The organism is Cardinium endosymbiont cEper1 of Encarsia pergandiella, assembly GCF_000304455.1.
In the GTDB taxonomy this organism is placed as follows: domain Bacteria; phylum Bacteroidota; class Bacteroidia; order Cytophagales; family Amoebophilaceae; genus Cardinium.
Map to the genome: position 1 here is coordinate 208,295 of NC_018605.1, position 19,347 is coordinate 227,641.

General features: G+C 37.0%; 12 protein-coding genes. 8 read left to right on the forward strand and 4 right to left on the reverse strand.

Features of this window, described 5'->3' with window-relative positions; all coding sequences use genetic code 11:
* The first annotated feature begins 44 nt into the window (after positions 1 to 44).
* On the forward strand, positions 45 to 713 hold the full coding sequence (locus AL022_RS00960; RefSeq protein ID WP_014934363.1) for an LbetaH domain-containing protein: 669 nt from the start codon (positions 45 to 47) through the stop codon (positions 711 to 713).
* 75 nt (positions 714 to 788) lie between these two features.
* On the opposite strand, the gene AL022_RS00965 is transcribed toward AL022_RS00960, so the two are convergent.
* Positions 789 to 1,250, reverse strand: a complete 462-nt coding sequence (locus AL022_RS00965; protein WP_014934364.1) for a type I restriction enzyme HsdR N-terminal domain-containing protein — start codon at positions 1,248 to 1,250, stop codon at positions 789 to 791.
* A gap of 12 nt (positions 1,251 to 1,262) precedes the next feature.
* A complete protein-coding gene (locus AL022_RS00970) occupies positions 1,263 to 2,129 on the reverse strand; it encodes a metal ABC transporter permease (RefSeq protein ID WP_014934365.1) in 867 nt (288 codons plus the stop codon).
* 151 nt (positions 2,130 to 2,280) lie between these two features.
* Here AL022_RS00970 and tmk point away from each other — a divergent pair, with 151 nt between their 5' ends.
* The 5 genes from tmk to AL022_RS01000 all read left to right on the forward strand — a co-directional run bounded on the left by tmk (position 2,281) and on the right by AL022_RS01000 (position 12,184).
* Positions 2,281 to 2,940: a dTMP kinase gene (gene tmk, locus AL022_RS00975; RefSeq protein ID WP_014934366.1), complete on the forward strand. Its 660-nt coding sequence runs from the start codon at positions 2,281 to 2,283 to the stop codon at positions 2,938 to 2,940.
* A 208-nt stretch (positions 2,941 to 3,148) separates the two neighbouring features.
* A complete protein-coding gene (uppS, locus tag AL022_RS00980; RefSeq protein ID WP_158309906.1) occupies positions 3,149 to 4,063 on the forward strand; it encodes a polyprenyl diphosphate synthase in 915 nt (304 codons plus the stop codon).
* A gap of 224 nt (positions 4,064 to 4,287) precedes the next feature.
* Positions 4,288 to 5,418 (forward strand): M28 family peptidase, encoded by a 1,131-nt coding sequence (locus AL022_RS00985; protein ID WP_014934368.1) that lies wholly within the window; start codon positions 4,288 to 4,290, stop codon positions 5,416 to 5,418.
* Between the two features lie 35 nt (positions 5,419 to 5,453).
* A complete protein-coding gene (locus AL022_RS00990) occupies positions 5,454 to 7,304 on the forward strand; it encodes a DNA topoisomerase IV subunit B (RefSeq protein ID WP_014934369.1) in 1,851 nt (616 codons plus the stop codon).
* Between the two features lie 725 nt (positions 7,305 to 8,029).
* Positions 8,030 to 12,184: a translocation/assembly module TamB domain-containing protein gene (locus tag AL022_RS01000; RefSeq protein ID WP_014934371.1), complete on the forward strand. Its 4,155-nt coding sequence runs from the start codon at positions 8,030 to 8,032 to the stop codon at positions 12,182 to 12,184.
* A 7-nt stretch (positions 12,185 to 12,191) separates the two neighbouring features.
* Here AL022_RS01000 and yihA read toward each other — a convergent pair whose 3' ends face one another.
* Positions 12,192 to 12,797, reverse strand: a complete 606-nt coding sequence (gene yihA, locus AL022_RS01005) for a ribosome biogenesis GTP-binding protein YihA/YsxC (RefSeq protein ID WP_014934372.1) — start codon at positions 12,795 to 12,797, stop codon at positions 12,192 to 12,194.
* 350 nt (positions 12,798 to 13,147) lie between these two features.
* On the opposite strand from yihA, the gene AL022_RS01015 reads away from it, so the two are divergent.
* Positions 13,148 to 14,359 carry a trans-sulfuration enzyme family protein gene (locus AL022_RS01015; protein WP_014934373.1) on the forward strand — a complete coding sequence of 404 codons (1,212 nt, stop codon included), beginning with the start codon at positions 13,148 to 13,150 and terminating at the stop codon, positions 14,357 to 14,359.
* Here the strand turns inward: AL022_RS01015 and AL022_RS01020 are convergent.
* Positions 14,346 to 15,872 carry a mechanosensitive ion channel family protein gene (locus tag AL022_RS01020; RefSeq protein WP_158309907.1) on the reverse strand — a complete coding sequence of 509 codons (1,527 nt, stop codon included), beginning with the start codon at positions 15,870 to 15,872 and terminating at the stop codon, positions 14,346 to 14,348. The two genes, AL022_RS01015 and AL022_RS01020, sit on opposite strands and share 14 nt — an antisense overlap.
* 421 nt (positions 15,873 to 16,293) lie before the next feature.
* Here AL022_RS01020 and uvrA point away from each other — a divergent pair, with 421 nt between their 5' ends.
* A complete protein-coding gene (gene uvrA / locus AL022_RS01025) occupies positions 16,294 to 19,137 on the forward strand; it encodes an excinuclease ABC subunit UvrA (protein WP_101677510.1) in 2,844 nt (947 codons plus the stop codon).
* Positions 19,138 to 19,347: the final 210 nt, after the last annotated feature.

Here is a 19,347-nt window from a genome sequence, read left to right on the forward strand (position 1 = left end):
TACAATATAGTTTAAAACGTACTCATTAATATTAAACCATATAGATGCAAGGAATCATTGTTTTTGGCGTATGTGATCTTACAAAAGGATCTTTAGATATTTTTCAAAAAAATAATTTAATGGTGTATGGCATTCTAGAAGATCAAACCAAATGGCATTGTAGCACCATACAAAATATTCCTGTGTTAGGTGGTACAAATGATCCAGCTTTTCTTAGGCTACTCAATGAAGCCTGTCCTTATTTTATCGCCTATCGCCCTATGGAAAAAAGAAAAGACTGCTTAAACTTTTTAAGGACACAACAAGACGCTATCCCAATCTCTGCTATTCATCCATCTGTTATTATGGCTGATGCCACTCAACTAGGGCAGGGCAATTACATAGGTACAGAAGTTTGTTTGGCTTCAGAGGTAACTATAGGCAACCACTGTATACTACACAATGGGGTGATCATTGAATCAGAAACCCATATTCATGATTGGGTAGAGATAGGCGCTGGGAGTATTATAGGTAGCCAGGTCACTTTGGAAGAAGAAGTTTTTATTGGCATGGGCGTTACTATTATTTCAGGTGTTACCATTCAAAAGGGAGCCAGTATTGGTGCTGGATCAGTTGTATTAGGAAATGTAAAAAAGGGTGATGTCTTACTTGGTAATCCAGCAAAATCTATTCAACCGTCTAAAAAGGTCAATGCTGGATTAGGATTATTGTAAATCCAGAGCGTTGTAATAGAGTTGAAAACTTGGATCTATGGGTAACTAAAAATCATATTTACTGGTACAAACAGGTCATCTAGCGATTGCGCATGTTTGATAGACTGGAATATAGTTTATTGCCTGAAAACAGCCTAAATCTTCTTCCCACTGCCAACAAAAATGAGTAATCCCATTCGTTACCAGTAAATAATTTACCATAAGCTGTCGATTGTATTGCATCATTTGCCCTAAAGTTTTATCGGTTAGTTTGATATAGTGCGCTTTACATTCTACCACCATTTTAGTAACACCAAATTTATCGCATACCATAATATCAGGTCTATAATAGCTCATTCCGTTATATATTCTTTTCTCTAAGCAGCACAACCCTTTAGGATAGGAGCAGTAGTGAATCAAATAATGCAACATATGTTGACGGACCCATTCTTCTGGGGTTAGCAATACATATTTTTTACGAACCAGATCTAAAATATAGGTTTTATTTAAAACTTGCTTAGTTTTATAATCAAACGAAGGCAGGGTAAGCTGCATCATATTATGATATCTTTATCCTTTTTTTTTGAATATGCGGCCACACCAAGCAACAAGAAAAGAGGAATAAGCTATAAGTGACATAATTACTACAATCCAAGGTCCAGTAGGCATAGAAGGAATGGTATAGGAAATAAAAGTTCCTACTAAGGAAGCAAAGACCGCAATCAACATAGCAAACAGCATGATATAAGCAATTTTTCCTGTCCAGAATCGTGCAGTAGTAGATGGCGTAATAAGCATCGCACTCATTAATACTACCCCTACTGCCCTGATGCCAATTACAATAGCCAGTACCATTAAACTGGTAAACAAAAAATTTATTTTTTTAATAGGAAGGCCTATGGACTGCGCAAAAAGACGGTCGAAGGCAATAAGCATAAATTCTTTGAAGAACAAAATTAAAACTACTATAATAATGCCACTCAACCAGAGCAATGCAACCACATCTTCTTGTAGTAACGTAGCAGCACTGCCTAATAAAAAGGACTTTAACCCACCTTGGCCAGCTTGGCCATTATGTTGCAGCATAGATAACAAAAAACTACCCAATCCAAAAGCTATGGAAGCCACAATAGCAATGGCGGCATCTAACTTTATTTTTGAATGGGTAGTGATCTGATCAATGGCTATAGAAGCCAACCAACCTGTAATAAAAGCACTGATAATAAGCCAGATAGAGTTTTTATTTCCAGTTAGCAAAAAAGCCAAACAGCTACCAGGAAGTACCGCATGTGCAATCGCATCACTGATCAGCGTCTTTCTTTTTAGAAGCGCTAATACGCCAATCATAGCGCTACTGGTACTCAGCAAAATGGTGCCCAATAATACATTGCGTACATTTGGATCAGAGCAGGAAAGAAAATCTTGAAGCGTGCTCATCATGTATAAAATTATTCCAGCATTACTGTATAACTGAATGGTAGCGTTGCAATATACTTAATTTTAAAGAAATTTAACTTCATAATGAATGGTAGATTTATTTGTATTTTTATGAGACAGCATTTATTCTTTACCCTTAATCATAAAGTATATGGAAAATCGGATCACCCCTACACAACGTAGGATATTTACGTTAGTTATTGAAGGGGTAGATTTTGCTGGCAAAACGACTTTGGCACATCAAATACAAGCTAGTTTAATCAATCAATCTTATCATGTAAAGTTGCTGCATGATCCCAAAGGGAGTAAAAATGCGCAATTGATTTGGGACACTATCTTAACCATTAAAAATGAAGATGCCCACCCTATTACAGAATTTTTTCTATTCTTAGCCGCACGCCATGAACTGATTGCTAAGGAAGCACTGGTAGGAGCAGCAGATGTACTGATCTTTGATCGATTTATTTTTTCTACTATAGCCTATCAATTAACGCACCAACCAGATTATTGGGCCCCTTTTTTAACGACACATCGTATTTTTTCTAGTTTAATGCCAGATCTATGTATATACTGTGATATAGACTTTGATACTTTTCAATTGCGCAACCAGTCCAGAAGCAACCGGGACGCGTTTGACCAAATGTCTCAAAAGCGTTTTGAAGCCATTAAAAAGGCTTATGAACAAACGCTCGAACTGAAACTATGTCCCTATATTCAGGTCAATCAAGGAAATAATGATCATTCGACATTAATCCAAAATATTATCAAATATATTTCAATGGAGCAACCCAGGTACACTCCAGCTAAATAGGGCTGTTAACCAATAGCTCTATACTAAATATATAGGGAAAGTAAACCCAATATTGTTTTGATCGTATGATATTTTTACTTAAACTTGACTCTTCTCTACACCTATAGTTTTTGGAAGTTTTACTTCTATACTTTTTTCCGAACGGTGTGGGGCGATGTTCATTTAAGCTAAAAGATTCTTATATCAGATGTATACCCTGTTTCCTGCTATGGCAGACAAAAAAAAAAGATTTTTACTTACTGTAGCCATTGTATTCAGAAGGGTTTTTAGAAACTGGATATTGCTATTTACACTCCTACCTGGATATACAGCTTCCTCCAATAAGTATGATCTACATGTACTACCTAGCTTAGCCAAAAAGCCAAGACATATTGGGATTATCATGGATGGTAATGGCAGGTGGGGCATAAAAGCAATAGGCGACAGATCTTATGGACATAAAAATTCAAAAAAGGCGGTCATTGAAGCAATAACTGGATGTTTAGAGCACGGGATCACCTATTTAACCCTTTATGCTTTTTCTACTGAAAATTGGAGCCGACCCACACCAGAGGTACATAACATTTTTCGAACGATTACGAAAAGCATTGTTGACCACATCAACCTTTTTACAAAATATAATGTTAAATTCCGTGTAGTGGGGGATACAGCAGGGATACCTAGTTATTGCTGGAATAGATTAAAAGAGGTGATAGACCTTACAAAGGATAACACTAGGTTACATTTGACCGTTGCCATTAACTATGGAGGGAAAGCAGAAATAGTAGCTGCCTCTGAGGCGATAGCAAATGATTTTTTGATTAAAATAGTGGATGATTTTTTACATAAAGGGTTTAATAAAAATTCTCGTTTTGAGAATTTTATAAAATTTGCAAAGAACCATCGCGCTAAAATTACGCCCACTACCTATCAGCAATATTTGAATACAGGACACTTGCCTGATATTGACTTATTGATACGTACAGGTGGTAAAAAACGAATAAGCAATTTTCTCCCTTGGCAATGTGCTTATTCAGAAATATATTTTACCAATTTATATTGGCCAGACTTTAAAAAAGAGGATCTACTAGAAGCTTTGACCTTTTTCCAGCAACAACAACGGACGATGGGTGGTGTTGCGTAACCACTATTTTTTAGCTGGATAATTGCACTTACGTAAAGGTTGTTTTTCTGTTTTCATTGGGCTATGGTAAGCGACAACTTTTAGTAAAAAACATAATATTATTTTATATTCAATTTAAATCTTTTAACTAAATAGTTTTATTACAAAACTTCGTTTAGCTATTTGTTCACTGTCCACTCAATAGACCTCTTAATTTTTACGCAATAGAATCATTGGTAATGTTTATGACTATTTTCAAGGTATATGGCAAATATCAGCTTTATATTGCCACATTATTAATTGGCTGTAACAGGACTCCTTTACGTATCCTAACAACTACTAATGGAGTAGGTGCAGGTACACCTATAAATATAGATACAGATATCTCTAATACAACAGTCTCAGATAGGTCAGATGAAGTACTATCTGAACACTTAAAACAACATATAACTTATTTGTCAAAAACAATTGGTTCACGAAACATAGAAGACCAAGAACATTACCAAAAGTTGTCTCAAGCTGCTCAATACATTGACGATGCTTTTAAAGAGATCGGCTACGAAACCAATGTAATGACATATAGCGCAACACATACCCATCAAAAATTTGATGTACAAAATATAGAAATAGTTATCCCGGGTAGTAATAGCACATCTTCCGAATGCATTGTAATTGGAGCACATTATGACACCGTTCTTGCAAGTCCAGGGGCAGACGACAATGGATCTGGTATTGCTGTTTTAATAGAAATAGCAAGGCATATGTATAATATATATACTCAAGACAATACAAAAATTAAACATACTATAAAATTAGTAGCCTTTCCTAATGAAGAGTGTCCTTATAGTGTAGATGAAGAAACAGGGAAACATTTCTGCAGTAATATGGGAAGTGTGCAATATGCAAAGCAAGTAAAAGCCAGAGGTGATGTTATTACAGGTATGATATCTCTTGAAAGCATAAGTTATTTCTCTAACGAGCCCAATAGCCAAATCTACCCTTGGTATCTGAAATGGTTAAAATATTTTTATGGAGATCGGGGTAATTTTCTAATGGTTATTGGTGACTTAAAATCAAGGGAATTTCAAAAAAAATGGATGGCACGTTATGAGCAAATAACGCCTAAACCGTTCCCTATGCATCGTGTCGCCTTACCTGGATGGATGCCAAATGTGTACCGATCTGATCATGGCTCGTTTTCCTTGGAAGGGTTTTCTGCTTTTATGATTACAGATACCGCTAATCTTAGAAATAACCATTATCATCAAGCAACTGATAAAATAGAAACAATAGACTTTAATCATTTCACCCAAGCAGCTAAAAGTTTGATTGAAACAGTAGAGTGTCTTGTACTAGATGGTCCATTGAAAACATAGATATAGTTCAATTTTTCTATCTATCTGTTTTACCTATGTCCACGCTTAACTATACAGAATCCAATATCCGCTCCCTATCTTGGCAAGAACATCTTCGGTTGCGCCCTGGTATGTATATTGGAAAATTGGGAGATGGTAGTCTACCAGATGATGGTATCTACCTACTACTCAAAGAAGTAATAGATAACAGCGTAGATGAATTTGTAATGGGCTATGGAAAAAAAATTGAAATAAAAATATTTGAAAATCAACATATTTCTATTAGAGACTTTGGAAGAGGCATTCCATTGGGGAAATTAGTAGATTGCATTTCTAAAATCAATACAGGCGGTAAATATGACACCCAAGCTTTTCAAAAATCTGTAGGTTTAAATGGTGTAGGTATAAAAGCCGTTAACGCCCTTTCTGCCTATTGCAAAGTACAATCTTTTCGAGATGGATTAACCAAATCAGCCACTTTTTCCGCTGGATTGCTCTTAGAAGAATCTGAAATCTCCTCCACTCAGGAGCCAAATGGTACCCATGTGGTATTCCAACCAGATCATGCCATTTTTAAAGAATTTTCTTTTGTACCCCAATTTATAGAAGAACAAATAGCCCATTACAGTTTTTTAAACACTGGGCTTATGCTTTACCTGAATGGTAAAAAATACCAAGCTCGAAATGGGCTTTTAGATTTATTACAAGCCAAAACAGCTGCAGAAAGCTATCTTTACCCGATTATCTATTTAAAAAAACAAGATATTGAACTAGCATTGACACATCATCATACCCTTGCCAATGAGGTCTATTATACTTTTGTCAATGGGCAATTTACTCCTCAAGGAGGGGCCCATTTGAATGCTTTAAAAGAAGCCATTATGCAAACCGTACGAACCTTTTACAAAAAAGAGTTTGACGGAGCGGACATCCGTGGAGGATTAATAGCTGCACTTGCGATTAAAGTCCAAGAGCCTATTTTTGAATCCCAAACCAAAACAAAACTTGGTTCACAACAAATGGGTCCTGAAGGGCCAACCATTCGTAGTTTTATCATTGCTTTTATAAAAAATGCATTAGATGACTTTTTACACAAAAATCCACCCATAGCCGAAATACTACAAAAACGTATTCTGCAGTCTGAACGTGAACGTAAAGCAATAGCTGGTATTAAAAAACTAGTCCATGAAAAAACAAAAAAAGCCAACCTACATAATAAAAAATTAAGAGATTGTCATATCCATTTTAACTCTAGCCATCCCAATCGGTTGGATAGTACCATTTTTATTACAGAAGGGAATTCTGCAAGTGGTTCTATTACTAAATCTCGTAATGTTGCGACACAAGCTGTATTTTCATTGCGGGGTAAGCCCTTAAACTGCTTTGGGCAATCTAAAAAGCTAGTTTATGAAAATGAAGAATTTAACCTACTGCAACATGCTTTAAATATTGCCAATGGACCGGATGGATTGCGTTATAATAAAATTATTGTTGCTACAGATGCAGATGTAGATGGCATGCATATTCGTTTGCTGATATTAACCTATTTTTTACAATTTTTTCCAGAACTTGTATACAATGGACATCTTTATATATTAGAAACACCTCTTTTTAGAGTACGGAATAAAAAAACCACCCATTATTGCTACAATGAAGAAGAAAAAGAGGTAGCCATACAGTCACTGGGTGCACAACCTGAAATTACGCGTTTTAAAGGGCTAGGTGAAATATCTCCTGATGAATTTGCCCATTTTATAGGTGCAGCCATTCGACTGATTCCTGTTACATTGGCGCCCCATAGTGCCTTAAAAAATATATTGGCTTTTTATATGGGCAAAAATACGCCAGAGCGGCGGGATTTTATTATTAACAACCTGAAAATAGAAGAAAGTTTACCTGAAAGATAACGAAACATCTATTTGAATGGGTCGTCAACAAAGAACAAATAGGCGATGATTTTTGTATCGATCAAGATTTGATCTTTCTTACAGGCACTATATATGACTGTTATAATATGTTGAACTGTTATTGTATTTTTTAGTCCAATTTGCTTGCAATGATATCTATTCTTTGTTAATATTAATAAGTCAAAATAAGTAGATACTGCAGTATAATTTAATTCTTTTTGATGATTATAGTTGCTTGAAGCAGAACAGACCATAGGACTTAATAAGCCTTTATCCTGTTGTTATAATCCTGCTTGGACTGTATAAGTATTCGTAATAAGTTTTTACATATTTTAATGTCATTTTTATGAAAAAGATAAACAGTAAAATAGGCCTATACATTGGACTATTTAAGTTTAAGCAGCTTATCTGCTTGTGTACACACTGCTTCATTAAGATACCTGGATTTACATTGAACGCGATGCCCTCTTTAGCAGGTTGATCATATTATGAAAATTTTTTGATCGAAGTAAAATAACCTATAGAATAAAACTTTTACCTAGTTAGAGGTTGGATTTAGATACAATTAATCTTATCATGTACAATACATAACCATTCCAATAACTTCAATACCGATCCTACTTATTTTGAATAAGATAAAAAAATTTTTTAGTAAAATTAAAAAATGGTCTTTAAAACCAGTAAAAAGGCTCTTTTACGGTCTAACGATACTTCTAGTAACGGTTATGGCTTTATGCCATATACCTGCTTTCCAGCAACAACTGCTTAGTAGTCTACTCAACTATTTTCATCAAACTACCCATTACCGCATTACCTGTGATCAATTTCGCTTAACCTGGTTCCGACAACTTGCATTGGTAGGCATAACCGTTACAGATCCTCAAAACAAACCTCTATTTTCCATTCATCGCTGTAAAGGTCAACTCAATCTATTGGATTTACTTCTGCTTAAGCCCAATATGATCCATTCTATTTCAATAGAGGGAGGTGCAGTTTACTTAGAAAAGCATAAAGAGCAACCTTTGAATATGGATATGTTTTATGCTAAGGCTATTGTACCCTTTATACCCGTATCCAATACAGGACTATCGATCGATAAGATTGCATTACATGGAATCAACTTATATTATGACAATCAGATCAAAAAACAAAATATTAGCGTAGGCAATATCGATCTATCTATAAACGACTTTAAATTTTTTTCGGACCATTATTCAGGTAGCTTAACGACGCTTTCCTACCAAACAACCAATGGCCTGCCTTTGGTATTGAAAAACATAATGGCCCAATTTAGCATTACCCCCCATAACATAGTGCTACAAAATTGTCACTTGATGACAAAATATAGCAGCCTACAAGGCGATTTCACATTAAAGCAGATCGAACAACTTCCTTTGCTTGACCATAAGGAAAATATTCTATTAGAGGCTGTATTGCATCAAACTGCTCTATCATCGATTGAATTAAGTAAATTTTCAGATTTTTTTAACGGGGCGCATACTTTATATAGGTTAAATGGTCTCTTCTCTTTGACGCCTCATAATATGGTATGGAAAAATTGCAAACTGGTTTTTGGTGCATCAGATAGCTACATTGAAAGTACAGGCTGCTATAATGGAGTGGATGCAACGCTTGGCATAAAAAGGGGTAAGGTCTATCTAAGTGACCTCCAAAAGCAGATGCCGGTCTACCTGAATAGATTACAATACATTGGTCTAACCAACGCCACTTTTGTAGGGAATACTGAAAAATCTACCTTAAGGGGGCATATTGCAACCCATATAGGTGGTATAGAAACAGATTTAACCCTACATCATCTAGGTAAAGCGATACAAATGGTAACGGGTAACCTAACCTTACACAAGGTAGCCGTGGCGGCTGTGCTACCTGCTCTTCCGATTAGAGCCCTTTCTGGAAAAGTGACCATAAAAACGCAAGGGAACGACTTCAATACCCTAGATGCAGTAATGGATCTAACAAAGATAAAAACGAACCATTATAGCTATCAGCAGATAAAGGCCTCTTGTATGGTGGCCAATGCTATGGTAAATTTTACTTTACATAGCAAAGATCCAAACGCAAAGCTAACCTTAGCCGGCCGTTATCATATAACGCCTAATAACTATTTAAAGGCAAAGGGCATCATTGAACAGATCAATCTAGAAAAACTTGGTTGGGTAGCGGTACCTTTGACAGGCAGTACACAATTTACGTTGAAAATAAAAGATTTATTAAGTGAACGTCCACGTGGAGCAATTAGCTTAAAGGAATGTGTGGTACAAAGATTGACCCAAAAAGTAAGCTGCAAACAGCTTGTCCTACATGCCCTCCAAGATGGCAAAGAAGATCTGCTTACCCTGACTTCTTCCCTTATAGAGGGTAAGCTAAAAGGAAAATTTACCATTAAAGACTTAGCAAGTCATATAAAGTACTCCATTGCGCGACTTAAAAATTCGGAACATCTGGCCGCAATGCCTGCTAGATTACATCTACATTACACCATCGATTGCAAAAAGATAGACCCAATCTTAAATTGGTTTTCAAATCATCTACATGTATCTCCTGCTACAACTTTTTCGGGTCATTTGGCCTATAATACAGATTATGATTTTTCCTTAGCGCTACCTCATGCGTCCACCTTCCGTTTTAAGCAGTTTAGTTTCACAAATATCAAAGTAAAACTCAACATCGGTCACCTCATGGATGTTAAAAAGCGCTTGGTGCAACTATTCATTGCTTCAGACAAACAGGATTGGCATTCCATGGTTCAAACAGATGATCTAGACCTTCAATTCCGGATGGACAAAGATAAATTTACCTTTTTAAATAGATTGGTCCACCAACATAGTCATCTGTCCATAGCCTGTGCAGGTACCCTGAGAGATGGTGGGATAGCAATAGATCTACTCCCTTCTAGCCTAACCACTAAAGGACAAATATGGACCATACAAGCAAAAAGGCCCAGTTTTATTTCCAAAACGGTCATAGACATTGGAGCGCTATCCATAACCAACGGTCAAGCATCTATTTTCATGGACGGTAGCCTTACTCAATCAGCTACTACAACGCCCTTATATTGCACCATACGCCATCTTCCCTTACACTATGACGCATCAGTAGGTCCGATTAAAGGCATTATAGAGGCAAAACTCATAGCCCAAAAAAATCAGCTTATTCCAACTGGTAGCTTACGTATAGAAGAAGCAACCATTCAAGACTATCCGCTAGGTACCCTAAAGGTAGATTGGAATGTATTAGAAAACAAACTAGCGTTAAGAGGCATGCTGGAAAAAGCAGCTCAACGATTGGTGGAGATAGAGGGAAATTATTACCTCACCCATCCTGCTGATAACTTAGCGATTACCACTAGATTTAACCAAATGGATCTACAACTACTCAATCCGTTATTTGAATCTGCTTGTTCAGATATACAGGGCAAACTAAGTGGTACATTTCAACTAACTGGTCTGCTCAGTGCACCTAAAATAAATGGAAAAGGACGAATAGATCAAGGACAATTTACCATTAACTACTTAAACAGTTGTTGCCAAGCAACTGGCCCCATTAAGATTCGAGAGAATCGCTTATACCTGACCCAACTTGATTTTCGAGATGATGCATCAGGACGAATGAGCTTATCTGGATATGTTGCACTAGAAAATGGATTTCCTTTAATGTTTGGAGGTCGTATGGAAACTTTTCATCTGCTGCATACCACTCGAACCCATAATCCCGACTTCTATGGAGACCTATATGCTACTGGGACTTTACAAATGGAAGGTTCTATCTACAATTTACTGGTTAAAATAAAGGCTACAACTGACCAAGGTGCCTTTACAATTGTGGCACACGATAAAGAAAATATAGATAATACAACAAAATTGGTACAGTTTATTTATAAGAAAGCGAAAAACCAGACAGATCAACCCTGTCAAAATGAAGATGGCGCAATGATTAAATTAATCCTTGACCTAAACATACAACCCACTGTAAAGGTTCAAGTGTTATTTGGCTCTAATCCCAATATGAGCGATAGCTTACAAGGGCAAGGCACTGCCGAGATTCAACTAGAAGTAGGCACCAATCGTAAGCCATATGTAATGGGCAATTACCTCTTTCAAAATGGTACCTATACCATTTCTGTTTATAATCTCATTCAAAAAACATTTACCATTGCACCTAATAGCCAAGTCAATTTTAACGGTTATCCACAAGAAGGTATGGTCCATATTGAAGCATCCTACACGCAAATGGCATCTGTAACAGCATTATACCCTCAAAGTAATGACAAGCGCCTCATTCCAGTAAAAATTTCTCTTTCTGCATATGGAAAGTTGACCCATCCACATATTACTTATCAACTTTTCTTTCCGGTAAAAAGTATGGATTTTGAACTAAATACGGCGCTAGAAGCATGTGCCGCAAAGGCATTATTAGACAAACACTATCTGAATACTCAAATTTTAAGTCTGATAATAGCTAAAAGAATCTATGATGACAAAAAAATAGATGGCTGGGCTGCATTAAACAATAGTCTCAATGACTTGCTTTCGCAAAGGATACAGGATATGGCCTCCAAAATCATCCATCCCAATCTAGCAATAGAAACCGATCTAGGAATACATCAATTGGAGCATCAGGACCAAAATATATTGCAAAGAACAAAGATTACAGTGCGTTATCTACTGCTGTCAGAGGATCTGAAACTTTCTAGTACGGTAGGGCAACACTCTCGTTTTATCAATGATTGGGAAATTTCTTATCGGATTTCAAAAGTTTACAACATGCATGCCAAGCTTTATCAACAACCTTTACAAACAGGATCTACCAATCTGGCCCTTTTTGGTATAAGTTTTGGTTATGTTAAGAAGTTTTGGTAGCATCCTTTTAATCTCCCTTTTGGGATTGTGTAACCATTTGAATATAGTCTAGAAGGTTTTCCAGCCCTACCCTATCATGTGCAGAAACCATAAAAATGGGTGGTATGGTGGCCCAGTCTTCTTGTAAAGTAGCCGTTAGGGCCATATAGTGTTTTTGAACCACCCTTTTATTTTTTTTATCTGCTTTTGTAAGTACAATGACAAAAGGAATGCGATGTACCCCTAGCCATCCTATACATCCAAGGTCAATGGATTGCAGACCAATTTTCGCATCCATTAACAAAAAAACTGTAACCATATTGGGTCTATACAAAAGATAGCTTTGTAACATTTTTTCCCATTGTATTTTTGTCGCACGCCCTACTTGTGCCCATCCATATCCTGGAAGATCTACAAAATAGATTTGGTTGTTGACCAAAAAATGATGGATCAGTTTTGTTTTTCCAGGCATTTTAGACACCCTGGCCAATTGTTTTCGTTGCAAAAGGGCATTAATTAAAGAGGATTTTCCTACATTGGAACGGCCTATAAAAGCAACTTCTGGTCTGGCCTCACGGGGACATGCTTGGTAACGCGCACTACTGGATACAAGACGAACAGAATGGATTTTCATATATAATCAAGATGTTTGGTTAATAAATCTAAATATTTTTAAGGACTTTATACCAAATGAATTGCTTTTTTATCCAATTTTAAAATTGGTTTTTAACCATTGCGCATCTAAAAACAAAAAAATTGCACATAGCTTTAACCCTATGTTTAGCAGTCTGAATACACTTTGGGTGGTAAGCCAAAGAGATAACATTATTACCATTCAAGCTACCAATACTATTGGTAATCCGAGATGCTATTTTTGATATAGGCGGAGACCTATTTTTCTTTTCACAGCTATTTTTTTTAATTTGCAGCCAATCTTAAAGATACTATTGCAAACCCATTGCTTTTGATATTACTTTTTATACCATGCCCAATCGACTATCCTTTTCTGGTCCCCATAAATGGGCTACCAAACATTTACAAGTAGCTACTGAAATGGTACATGCTGGTGTAGAGCCAGAACCCCATACGGGTGCTATACTTACGCCTATTTTTCAATCATCTGTATTTGTACAAGCCTCGATTGAAACCTATCTAGAAAAAGGGCACTCCTATTCTGGTTCAAAAAATCCTACGGTTGCGGTACTGGAAGCAAAGGTGGCTGCTTTAGAAAAAGCAGCAGTGGCTTATTGTTTTGGCTCGGGTATGGCGGCTATTGTTACCACTATGGCCACTTTTTTACGCCATGGCGACCACTGTATCCTCTCAAATGGTTGTTATGGCACTACACAAGAATTAGCCCGCGACCTTTTTGGTGAACTGGGCGTAACTTTTTCTTTTGTAGATTTTACAAATCTAGCAGCGATAGAAGCAGCTATACAAGCCAATACCAAACTGATTTTTTCAGAATATCCGACCAATCCTACCCTTGCTTTGACCGACTTAGCCACTGTGAGTCGATTGGCCCATCAAGTAGGTGCCAAACATGTCTGTGATAGTACACTGGCCTCACCTATGGTAGTTTGCCCGTTGGAATTTGATGTAGATATAGTTATTCAATCTACCACCAAATACTATGACGGACATAATATAACCATTGGTGGCGCAGTAGCTTGTGCATCTGAAAAAGATGGAAATCAAATTTTTACCTATAGAAATAGACATGGAAGTATTATGAGTCCTATGGTCGCTTTTTTTACCTTACAATCCATCAAGACCATGCACTTACGCATACGAGAGCAGTCTAAAAATGCAACACAAATTGCTACATTTTTAGCAAGCCATCCTAAGATAGAAAAAGTAGGCTATCCAGGATTGCTTTGTTTTCCACAAAAAGGATTAGCCGATAGACAACATAAAAATGGATTACATGGTGGAATGTTATACTTTGTATTGAAAGGTGTAGCAGATGCCAGTAGCAAATTTATACAGTCACTGCGTCGTCCATGGAGTTTTGGCGCTAATTTAGGTGGCGTAGAAAGTTTGATCTCGTATCCGATTGTAATGTCCAATGGAACCATGGATGCTACACAACTGCAATCCATTGGTATAACCAAAGGTTTTATACGTGTATCTTGTGGAATTGAAGATGGGCAAGATCTAATTTACGCACTGGATGCAACGCTTAATGAAGTGTAGAAGCAAAAAACCGCTTATCATATCCTAAGCGTATATCAAGTTGATGGGCACGTTCTAAGATAAGCGTTATGACCCTATTTTTACAGGCATGCTCTAGACTGCTTTCAGTAGTATCTAAATGGAAATTAAAAATAATTATAAATCCATTTTCATTCATTTTGTCAAGGTATATGGTTGTTTTTTCTGGTTGTACCAATGGTTGCGCATCGGCAATTTCCCGTAATGCTTTTGTAAATCTTTGCAAGGATTCCAAAGATACAGCGTACCCAATCGGCACTTCCAAAGAAACCATTCGTGCCGTTCTTTTACCGAAGTTATCAATATAGGCATCAGCTAATTTTGCGTTGGGTATGTAAACCAAAGATCCTTGCCTCGTACGCAATAAAGTGGAACGTAACCCCACTTCTTCTACTTTCCCACGAATGCCTCCACAAACAATTTCATCACCTACACTAAAAGGTCGATCCATTGTAATCATCAATGATCCAAAAAGATTTTTAATTGTATCTTGACAAGCTAAAGTAAGACCCAGTGTGCTAACAGAAAGTGCTTGAACGAAGGATTCTGTTTTAAATCCAAGGTTTTCAACTATTTTTATCAAACCCACAATTCCTACAATAATTTTAGCGGTTATGCTAAAAAGAGGCAAAATATGGATCATAAACTTATGATGTTTTTTGTCAATCTTTAGCTTATATTGTATTAAATTGATGCATTCATAGGCCAAACACATTCCTACAAATGAAATACAGGCATCTATAATGCGATTGATCAAAGAGTCTAAAGATTCAGATTGGAAGACGGTAAAGCCTTGCTTTAACAAGTACATATTTACCACTAGAATCAAGAACCGTTCTAGAGCCAATGTTTTTTTATGGAAACTACTATTGGGATTCCGGATCCATTTGTATAGTATAAGTTTCAAACAATAAGGCATAATTTTATAGGTAACCCAAATCATAATCGCCCAACCCATACATAAAATGTATTGCCACATCTCAAAGTTAAATAGCTGTTTTTTACAAAATGCTTCTGGTAAAAAGTGATACAAGCAAGCATGGAATTGATCTGATCTTGGATTTATTTTTATAAAATCTATTTTTTTGTTGCTATAAGGCGATGCTAGACCTTCCTTGATTAAATAGACCTTTGGTAGATTTAAAATATATCTATTTTCATGGATCCTTGGATCCATATAGCCAGGATCTTTAGGAACGGTTTCCATATTGATACTTTGAAGGGTAAGTAATCTTTTTAACTTAATAGCCATTTCTTTACTTTTGGGGTGAAAGGTATGGATAGGTAACGATACCATTCTTACATACTTAGTATATTGATTACCAGGATTTAAAATCATAAAATGGGTATATACTGTATCATATAACGCAGCTAAATTTATTTTAGGGATATCAGCTGGTCTATGATATGCTTGTAGCATGGTTGGCAACATACATCCACCTATCAAAAAAGCAGTGTATCGCGTTAACTTGATGCGTAGGCAATAGGTTGCCAACCTAATTAGGCTTATATACATTCCACAGATGCTATTCATACTTGTTTAATTATGATTTTAATCGATACCGGATATAGCTGTTTGTTTGCTAAATTAAGTGATAGGTTGCAGTTTACACAAAAAATAGGTACCTAAAATCTTTATTGTTCAGGTTGGTTGTGTTTTCTTTATAAGAACTGTTTATATTTACGCAGGCAATTTATTTATATATAGCGTCATCTAACTGTTGTACAACAGATCTGTTTCAAGGCCTCCGATGGCTTGGATAGATGAATGGTTCGATCAATATTGCTAGGTTAGCTTGTATTTTGTTTGCGTACAAGTTGGCATGTGATGGCCTATGCGCCATCCAATAGGGTGCCTAATGGTGAAAAATGGTGCTCAGCCTTTATCTAATTAAATTTTCCATATGGCAGATAAAATGGATATCCCAAAGACCCATCACGCCACGCGACCGCGTTATGGTTTTGATTATGTAGAAGTGCTGGGTGCAAGGACCCACAATTTAAAAAATATTGACGTTAATTTTCCACGCAATCAATTGGTAATCATTACAGGTGTAAGTGGTAGTGGAAAATCTTCTTTGGCTTTTGATACCATAAATGCAGAAGGTCAAAGGCGATATAGAGAAAGTTTTAGTGCCTATGCACGGAGTTTTTTAGGTAGCTTAACTAGACCGGAAGTAGATAAAATAAATGGACTCAGTCCAGTTATTGCCATTGAACAGAAAACAACTCATCGGAATGCCCGCTCTACCGTAGGAACTACTACTGAAATTTATGACTTTATCCGTTTGCTTTTTGCACGTGTAGCCGATGCCTATGCCTATACGACAGGTAATAAAATGGTCACCCAAGACGAGGAGCAAATCGTTGCCCATCTATTGCGCACCTTTGCTGGGCAAAGGGTTACCTTAATGGCCCCTTTGGTTAAAGGAAGAAAAGGCCATCATGAAACACTCTTAAAACGTTTTATTAAGCTGGGGTTCAATAAAATTAGGTTGAATGGTGTAATGGTTGAATTGACAGATCGTCTACAATTGGCCCGCCATAAAAAACATGATATTGCTTTGATTATAGATCATATGCGCATAGATCTAAAAGTATTGGATCGCATCAACAATGGATCAAAATTGGCCCTGCAACATGGCAAAGGGACATTATTAGTAGTAGATGCTGCGCAAAAGGATTACTACTTTTCTACCTACTTAGTAGATAAAGAGACAGGACTTGCCTATGGTCCACCAGAACCTAACCTTTTTTCTTTTAATACACCTTATGGAGCATGTCCTACTTGCGATGGATTGGGTGAAACTACCCAAATAGATATAGATAGGCTTATTCCAGATAAAAGGCTAAGCATTCAAAATGGCGCTATTCTACCTTTAGGCTCTTATAAAACGTCACTTTTATTTAAAAAAATAGCGGCTTTACTAAAGTTTTTTCAATGTCAAATAACCGATCCGGTTGAAGTCCTTCCTTCAGCTGTATTAAATTTGTTGTTATTTGGCAACGTTACAAAATATCGTTCTGCAGTGGTTGCAAATTGTGTGGAACCTTTTGAAGGCATCATCACTGCACTCATCAAACAAAAAGAACGAGAAACGGCTACAGGGCATGGTAGTCTAGAAGCAGGATTGATCTATACTGTTATATGCCCAGATTGCAACGGGACTAGATTAAACCCGACCGCTCGGTCTTTTAAAATTAAAGACAAAAGTATTGCTGATTTGGTTTCGATGGATCTAGATACACTCAAAAAATGGTTTGACACCTTATCCACTGCATTGACCCACAAACAGCAAATCATTGCCAATGAGATTATAAAAGAAATCAGCAAGCGGTTGCAGTTTTTAATAGATGTGGGGTTACATTATTTACATCTTAATAGAAGTTTAAGTACCTTATCAGGAGGAGAAGCACAACGGATTAGACTAGCTACTCAAATAGGTACCCAACTATTAGGGGTCCTTTATATCCTTGATGAACCAACTATTGGTCTACATCAACGGGACAATGGACGGCTTATTCATGCCTTAAAAAGGCTTAGGGATATAGGGAATACCATATTGGTAGTAGAGCATGATAAGGACATCATGTTGGCAGCAGATTATCTGATTGAAATAGGGCCTCGTGCAGGCATTTGTGGCGGCGAAGTAGTGGCAGCAGGTTCCTTAGAGTCGTTCCTAGCACAGCCTAGCGCTACAGCTGAATTTTTAACCAACAAAAAAGGCTTTCTCTTTTCATCCGATCGCAAACAAGGCAATGGTAAAACCTTAACCATTACAGGATGTAGTGGGAATAATTTAAAAAATATAACCTTAACCATTCCATTGGGTCTAATGGTTTGCATAACAGGGGTATCAGGGAGTGGAAAATCTTCGTTGATTCGTAAAACCCTTTTGCCTATTCTTAAAAAACAGCTTTACAATAGTCAAAGTATACCATTACCCTATATAGAAGCAGCTGGATTGGTCCATATTAATAAAGTAATAGAGGTCAATCAGTCACCTATAGGTAGAACGCCCCGTTCTAATCCTAGTACCTATACCGGTATGTTTGTAGACATACGCAACTTTTTTGCGATGCTCCCAGAAGCTAAAATAAGAGGTTATAAGCCAAGTAGATTTTCTTTTAATCTAAAAGAAGGCCGCTGCACCACTTGTGAAGGCGCTGGTATTCAACGCATAGAAATGGGCTTTCTTCCAGAGGTATACGTAACCTGTGACAGCTGTAAAGGCAAGCGATACAACCGTGAAACATTAGAAATACAATATAAAAGCAAATCTATTTCCGATGTTTTGGATATGACGGTATCGAATGCCATTCCTTTTTTTGAAAGCCATCCCTCTATACTGGTTAAGCTGCACACCCTAGAAGCAGTAGGGCTGGGCTACATTACCTTGGGACAACATGCTACTACGTTATCAGGAGGAGAAGCGCAACGGGTGAAATTGGCCACCGAATTGGCCAAAAAAAGCCCAGGAGATACCTTATATATTTTGGATGAACCCAGTACCGGGTTGCACTTTCAAGATATTTTAGCGCTATTGTCTGTATTAAAAAAATTAGTAGACCAAGGCAATACAGTGCTCATTATAGAACACAATATCGATATGATCAAGGTAGCAGATTATGTAATTGACATGGGACCCGATGGTGGACGAGATGGAGGATATCTGGTCGCAGCAGGTACCCCAGAAGCAGTTGCTAGGGTAGCCGAGAGCCATACCGGTTACTTTTTAAAAAAAGAGTTGGGATTGTAAAATCCTGATCTGAATGGTTTGAATAGGTGGCTAGTTGCTGCCTTACCTGAATGCACCATTACAACTAGATTATATGGACGATACAGCTATACGCTTCATAGAAATGTATTTAGATAGATGGGTTATACAACAGGGCAGCATGCATTTGTATAGACAAATTTGAAAAAGAGGGCTATTTTCAGATTTTTTTGACCCTCTGAATGATTTTTA